Source organism: Vibrio splendidus (assembly GCF_002873455.1).
GTDB lineage: Bacteria > Pseudomonadota > Gammaproteobacteria > Enterobacterales > Vibrionaceae > Vibrio > Vibrio splendidus_J.
The window spans coordinates 1-6,937 of record NZ_MCUN01000023.1 but is presented as its reverse complement, the minus strand read 5'-3'; the positions used below and the strand labels follow the sequence as shown (position 1 = coordinate 6,937).

Below are 6,937 nucleotides of genomic sequence, written 5' to 3'. Positions count from 1 at the left end.
CGATGTTATCGTCATGCGACAATCCATCACTCAGATAGAGGGCTTCAGTATTGTTCTAGTCTTTATCAAGAGAAGCTTAAAAAGCATGACATAACACCGTCAATGACGGATGGTTATGACTGTTACCAAAACGCGTTAGCTGAGCGCGTCAATGGTATCCTCAAGCAAGAATTCTTGCTTACTCAGTGCAAAGATCTTCGCGAGCTGAAAATGCTTGTTGAGGAGTCGATATATACGTACAACGAAATGAGGCCGCATCTCAGCTTGGGTATGAATACGCCAAATAAGATGCATGAAAAAAGCCAGCAACTTGCGTTACTGGCTTACTAAAATCGTCAACGTATTTTAGGACGAGACAAACAGTCAATAATCAGTATGAAAAGTGATTTAGAACTTGCTTTTGCAGCTCTCTCTTAGCAACGTATCCATAAGAATTCCCCTCAACATCCAACTTCATCCATGACATGAGAATATACGAGGCCAGAGGCGTAGTTTCATTCGTAAACTTGTAACCTTTTTCTAAATAGCGTCTTTCTTTCATAGCAATTTGGCTCATTGCATATACATAAGGACCATACTTAAAACCTTCAATGTTATCCCCAAGATAAGGCCCATAGCCATCGTCCGCAATCGAGTTAACTAACTTGACTACTCGCAGAACGGTTTTCGGTGGCAAATTGGCAAAGTCAACATAACGACTCCAATCACGCTCTGTTTCTATCTTAAGGGCTTCGGCTGAAAAATACGTCTTAAGTTCATTTACATACGGTGTTATGTCGTACTCACTAGACATGAATCCGCCTTTTCCGTCTGACTCCTTAAATGTTACAGTGGAAACACCGATGAGGTTTGGGTAGCGACGAACTAAGAGTTGTTGGTTTATAGGATCAACAGTAACAACTGCCAGACCATCAATACCGACACCCATAGCGTGATAATCTACAGACTTAGTTAAACCAAAAGTATCATACTTCGAGGTACCACCACTTTTCTTAGTAAACGTATGGTTTACAAAATCGATGCTAGCTACATCATCAATGTAGGTGTAACCATAGTCGCCAACCTGCTTGCCATTTTTTACCCCTAAGTGTATCAGTTCTCGATTTCGAATAGTTCCAACCCTAAGGAAATCAATGGACTCTCCGCTGTCTAGAACAAGAGTTCCACTTGGGCCATTCAATAGCTTCAATTCTTCAATTTTAGCGCTTTCAAGTTCTCTTTTTGTATTGCTTTCTTCTTGCTTCAACCTCGTGCTTGGGGTTGACGGATAAATACTGAGCTGGTTGTTGTTGTAAAGTTTGTAAGAAACAGCAATGTATGGTTGAGCTTCTTTGGAGCACACATACTTTTCGCCATAGCTAACTTTTTCTATGGCAAGCGAGCCACGGATATAATCACAATAGCGTTCGAACCCGTTTGTCACTGCATTAATCGCATCGGTTCGCGCTGCTAAGGACGGGAACTCGTAAACACCAAGAGTGTTCTTTTCTTGCTTTGCTGCTATCCATTTATCGAACACCTCATCAAAATCTTTGCTATTAGAAATTACTTGATCCTGAAGGTAGAGGTAGTGGTTTTCAGTAATGTTATTGGTGCTCTGACATGCTGTCAGGCCAAAAGTTGTTATAAGAGTAATTGAAATAATGCTTTTATTCATTTCTTCCAGTCTTAATCTCTGATTTAGAAAAGTATTTTTAACTTTATACACGATGAATTTCACCATTACTAGAAAGGGCTGTAGTCAAGCCTTACACCGTGATGTCTAGCTGCTAGTTATATCTCTCCGCAGACTTGCATAACAATGCAGACGATAGTTGCAGGTCAAGAACAACATTTTTGCACGGTTCTGGGAGTTTTTTGTCACGGTCTCTCTGCGGGTAACCATGAGCAAAAGTACTGTGATTCCAGTGGTGTGATCTGCCACTGAGTAAATGCGTTAACAAACTTTGGGGCAATTTTGAGTTACATGAAGTTGCTAAGCCGAGGTTAGTTAGCTTTGCAAAACAGAATATTGGGGCTTAATCTAGGCAAGGCTTCTCTAGTACGCTCTTTTGGGGGATGACTCTTTTCAAATGCTTTACGTCCGAAATATATACATAAAAACGGCACAGCATCCGTTTTTATCATGTTTCCGCTCCAAAGTTGGGATACATAAAACGATGTAACTCAACTCCTGCGGATTCCTAGCTAGTTAATTGAGAATCAATATGCACATTGAGCTTAAGTGCAGAAACGATCTAGATTTGCACTTTAAGCCATCGTTGGATGAGCCCGAGCTACGTTCCATAGAACGCTATGCCTTTTCGGATCACTTCTAGTGTCGCAACCATTTATCAGGATCAAAGTTATCCTATCAACAGGGCTCTCTAATCCAATAGTCAGAAGGGGGGTTCCCGCACCAAATGAAATCATCTATTTGAACACTTGATTCCCCCTTTAATGCCAACTCTTTTGTTCGCGTGATTAATGCACTTGCTGGTAGCTCGTTATAACGCTCGTGATCAAATCGGTACCTCGCAATTGGCTTTCCGAATGTGTTATCTGATAACGCTACATAGCACATTGAACCATCCTTTTCGTGTGTGTTCACATAGCAAAAATAATCGTAGCCATCACTGAGTGCCCACTTTCGAAGTTCAAGAGTTAGGTATGTCCAGATGGTCTCTTGTGGCTTACTGAGCGACCATGACTCACCAAGTGACAGCGAACGATACTTTCTTGATGCCATTTCGTCTCTACCAAGCTTTGTCCTAGTGATCTGTTTATAGATTTTCGAAATATCACTCTTTGAATAGACTTTAGCTACATGCTGGGGGTAAATGACACCAATGAACGGTGAGAAGATAGCCATAACTTCCGTTCTCTGTTTTTCCGTCAAAACGTTCACATCTAATATATCGATTCCGGCACTACCAATTGGGTCATCTAACCAAACGTCGTTAAGTTTAAGGGTTCTGCCCTTCGGCTTCTCGTATTCATAAATTGTAATAGCACCCATGCTCTCAAGGAATGCATCCTTAAATTGCTCAGGGGTAATGGTTGTTGTAGAGCTACCATTGTTAGGCACATATAAAAATGTCCCGTCCCTATTTGCTCTGTATTGTTCAATGCCAGCAAAAATTGCAAGTGCTCTTGTGATCGCAACATCAAGCTCATCTGCATAATGTTGGAGCGTCTGAGTAACGTTCTCAAATCTAGCCGCTCTAAACATACCTACCTCACTTCATCGATAACTATCTCGCCAGTCATTTGTTACCAAACTACCTTAAAGATGGTTGGTATTAACATTAATTAGTAAATGTAATCCAATCAGATTGTTAACTGACAATCAAAACTTGGTTATATTAAATAGTGATATCACCTCGCTCAACAGCACCGCAAAACTCGTCCCAATCCTGTATGTAGATATAGATGGGATGGCTGACGGTTTTACCACGCATGTATCTATCTAATGCCGCCAACGCATCAACAGGTAGCGTACTCGGGTCAACTACTAGAAATGGAATTCCGTTGAATCTAAATGCTTTTAGGTTTGGTGGTGTTTTTTTCATCTAACTACCTAATTTTTAATTTAATATGAGGGTGTTTGGTTACTAAAAAGTAAAAAGAAAGCCCCAACCTAAATTAGGGCTCAGTATCAGAGTTTAGTCAAATACGCTTAAGTCCTATTTCTCACATTCGAAACTACCAAACAATAAGTGGAAAATTTCATCTTCGAATAGGTCTTCAAGTATGAAGGCTTTGCCACCCCAGCAATGTAACCATTTTAAAAGTTCAACAGCTCCATTAATTATATAAACCACCTCTTTTAGTTCATTCCTATAAAAATCTATTAACATGTTTGTTTCTACTTGTTGTGATGGTTGTCTTATCTCTAGTGTTTTATTCTCGTTATCTCTTTCCCAGCGACTCATAAGAGAGGATAGTTTATAGTCAGGCACTAATTTAAAGAGCCAACGCTCATTTGTTACCTTATCTATCTCAATTTTCGGTCTAATATAAATTTTACTTTCAAGAGCATAATATCGACTATTGATGTCAGGAATACATTTTGAAGAATTATCCCTTAATAATTCATCTTCAATTCTTTCAAACTCAGTCGACTGAATAGCATTCCAAAAGTTAATTTCTTCAATTGATTTCAAATCAAAGCAATCCATCAAAAATTCTATTTTACTTTCAAAGCACCTATTATCATTCTTTGATTTTAACAGAACTGATTCAACATCAATTTCTTTTTCCATACTATCGATGCCCCCAAAATGGGGCAATTCATTTCCCACACTTACCTTCCAAAACGATTATTAAAGATACATTCCACCTGTGAAGTCAATAATCCTAACTCTAAGTTCGATCGCTTACAAGCGTTTGATTTCTAGTAGATATGCCGAAGAAATCCTTGCCTACTTGTTTACTTTCGATAATTAACCTGAAAAATATGATGGGTGTTTTTTTTAGTTTTTTAAGATATATGATTTTATTTTAATTTAATCACTGAGATACAGAAAATACACCCTGTTTACTTTTGTTTTATTCGTATAAAAATTATAAGACTTCAGCGCGTTCGATAACAAAATAAAATTGATTATCAATTCCTAATGGTAAAGTTAGTTTTTTCAAATTAAGTTTTTCATGTTTTTTTAATATCTTTTTTTCATAAAAAAACAATGTATATACCTAAAAAACCGATTGATTTTTTTTAAGTTTATGAATTGAGAGGGTGAGTGATATTTTACACCGCCTAAGTTACTTGATACTTATATCTACAAGTAAACATGTAAATACATAATAATTATTAGTGTGCTAACTTTGTTCTTGTATTCGTACCGTTCGATAGCATATAGGATAAGAACTATGAGCAATAACCTAAACGTAAAATTAAAATTATCTAAAGATCTAGAGTCTAAGTTAAAAAACATCATTCTATGTTTAGAGGAACGAGAATTTAATAAAATCTTTGTCCACTCTATTTCACAATTTCCTAAAATCAAAAAGGGAGCTAAGAAATGAAATGCGTCGCTTATATTAGAGTTTCCTCAGAATCACAAGTAGAAAAAGGAGACTCACTGGATGGACAAAAGTACCATATAGATAAGTGGTGCAAAGAACAGGGGTATGAAATTGTAAACTACTACGAAGATGCAGGTTACAGTGCCTATAGTGGAAAAAGAAGGCCTAGTTTTGAGGGGATGCTCCAATTTATACAGAGTGAGAATCAGCATGAAAAAGTAATTGATGCAGTTGTGGTTTACAACCTATCAAGACTGACAAGAAGAGTAGAAGAGCAGGTAAGATTGATCGGCATATTTAAACGATTTGATGTGGAGCTGAAATCAATAGCAGATAATCTGATAGATTGGGACTCAACAACCACTTTACTATTCAATATCTTAGGCTCCGTGAACGAACATCAGAGTGCACTAAACGGCAAGACAGTGACAGACCGCCTCTACGATACTGCAAGAAAAGGCTTCTTCACAGGAGGAACAGTACCGTTCGGATATAAATCCATCAATGCTGGAAAGACTAATGATAAACAGAGAAAAAAGTTAGTTGTCGATGATAGTGAAGCTGAGTACGTGAAACAGATATTCCATTGGGCAAAGGGGGATATTTCGAATCAGCCAATGGGGGTCAAGAAAATCGCAAACAAGCTCAATGAACTAAAAATAACCAATCGAATGAAACTTTGGAATAAAAACGCAATTGGGAAGCTTTTAAATAATCCTATTTACATAGGCCAATATATATATGGAAAAACCTCAAAGTATGAAGAGAAAGAGCCAATTGTAGTCCCAGTTCCTCCTATAATCGATGAGGAGCTATTTAACACAGTCAAGAAGGGGTTGAGACAAAGAGAGCTTAAGAACCGGGAGCTCGCAGCATGGAACACTAAATACCTTCTTTCAGGAATTTTAAAGTGTCCAAAATGTGGTTCAAAACTGGTTATGATGACTGGAAAGTCTGGGAGTTACAAATACTACGATTGTGGCAAAAAAATTAGAAAGGGTAAAAGCCTATGTAGCTTTAAACCGATTCCAAAAGACAAAATTGAATGTATTGTGTTAGATAAGATATTTGCTGAGGTATTCACGCCAAAGAACATTATGGGTATTAGTAAGGACTTGAGGAAAAGGTATTCAGAGTGTTTTGCGAAAGATGCAAATGAGCTCACAAGGCTTACTCGTAAGCTCAAGATTGAGGAAGACAAATTACATAGGTTTATACAAAAATTCTACAACGAACCCACTGAAGTGCAGTTTTCATCAGTTTCCGATTTTATCAAGAAACAGGAAAAAGAAGTTCTAGAAGTAAAAAAAGCAGTCATGAAGCTTTCTAAAAATTCAAAAGAGCTCCCAATAATGAAATTCGGAGAGGCTCAAGCTCAGTTATTTTGTACTAAGCTAAGTAAGTGCTTAAGAGAATCAACTGATAGTAACGCGAATTGGTTACTTAAGAGCCTAATCACTGATATTAAGGTGGAATGGAACGAAAAAAAGAAATTGAGGATACGAGGAAAGAAAATCGTACTTCTTAATTGCGTATCAAAAACAAAAACGGGAGCTGATTTCTCAGTTCCCGTTTCCGTATCAAGGTGGTGGAGGGATAGGGATTTGAACCCTAGAACCGCTATTAACGGTTGCCGGTTTTCAAGACCGGTGCTTTCGACCACTCAGCCATCCCTCCAACAAATTGTCATCAACAGATTAGTACACTGGTGATGTTGTTACATGTATACACAGGTAACGATATTTAAAGCCTGGCGATGTCCTACTCTCACATGGGGAAACCCCACACTACCATCGGCGCTATTGTGTTTCACTTCTGAGTTCGGCATGGAATCAGGTGGGTCCACAATGCTATGGTCGCCAAGCAAATTTTAAAATTCGGAAAGCTGATTTAAAAGTTATTTCTCTTCAAACGCATTCAAGGTCTG

The 6,937-nt window shown here is 38.0% G+C and carries 5 protein-coding genes, 1 tRNA gene, 1 rRNA gene and 1 pseudogene; 2 read left to right on the top strand and 6 right to left on the bottom strand.

Going from position 1 to position 6,937, the window contains the following annotated elements; translation table 11 throughout:
* On the top strand, positions 1-330 hold a 330-nt coding region (locus BCU75_RS17710), incomplete at its 5' end, for an integrase core domain-containing protein (RefSeq protein WP_133148301.1).
* 40 nt (positions 331-370) lie between these two features.
* Here BCU75_RS17710 and BCU75_RS17705 read toward each other — a convergent pair.
* From BCU75_RS17705 to BCU75_RS17690, 4 genes are all read right to left on the bottom strand, one after another.
* Positions 371-1,708: a hypothetical protein gene (locus BCU75_RS17705; RefSeq protein ID WP_133148300.1), complete on the bottom strand. Its 1,338-nt coding sequence runs from the start codon at positions 1,706-1,708 to the stop codon at positions 371-373.
* 645 nt (positions 1,709-2,353) lie between these two features.
* A complete protein-coding gene (locus BCU75_RS17700) occupies positions 2,354-3,211 on the bottom strand; it encodes a hypothetical protein (RefSeq protein ID WP_102474618.1) in 858 nt (285 codons plus the stop codon).
* Between the two features lie 133 nt (positions 3,212-3,344).
* Positions 3,345-3,551, bottom strand: coding sequence for a hypothetical protein (locus BCU75_RS17695; protein ID WP_065608107.1), 207 nt, complete (start codon positions 3,549-3,551; stop codon positions 3,345-3,347).
* A gap of 114 nt (positions 3,552-3,665) precedes the next feature.
* Positions 3,666-4,283: a hypothetical protein gene (locus BCU75_RS17690; protein ID WP_102474617.1), complete on the bottom strand. Its 618-nt coding sequence runs from the start codon at positions 4,281-4,283 to the stop codon at positions 3,666-3,668.
* Positions 4,284-5,006: 723 nt separating this feature from the next.
* On the opposite strand from BCU75_RS17690, the pseudogene BCU75_RS24860 reads away from it, so the two are divergent.
* Positions 5,007-6,065: pseudogene (locus BCU75_RS24860) on the top strand (recombinase family protein); the annotation flags it as partial.
* A gap of 531 nt (positions 6,066-6,596) precedes the next feature.
* Here the strand turns inward: BCU75_RS24860 and BCU75_RS17675 are convergent.
* Both BCU75_RS17675 and rrf read right to left on the bottom strand, forming a co-directional pair.
* Positions 6,597-6,687, bottom strand: a tRNA-Ser gene (locus BCU75_RS17675).
* A gap of 71 nt (positions 6,688-6,758) precedes the next feature.
* Positions 6,759-6,874: ribosomal RNA gene (rrf, locus tag BCU75_RS17670) — 5S ribosomal RNA — on the bottom strand.
* Between the last annotated feature and the right edge of the window lie 63 nt (positions 6,875-6,937).

What these genes read in the sequence shown, in the direction of transcription:
- BCU75_RS17695 (WP_065608107.1), bottom strand. Translation starts at nt 3,551, where the DNA reads ATGAAAAAAACACCACCAAACCTAAAAGCATTTAGATTCAACGGAATT.
- BCU75_RS17700 (WP_102474618.1), bottom strand. Translation starts at nt 3,211, where the DNA reads ATGTTTAGAGCGGCTAGATTTGAGAACGTTACTCAGACGCTCCAACAT.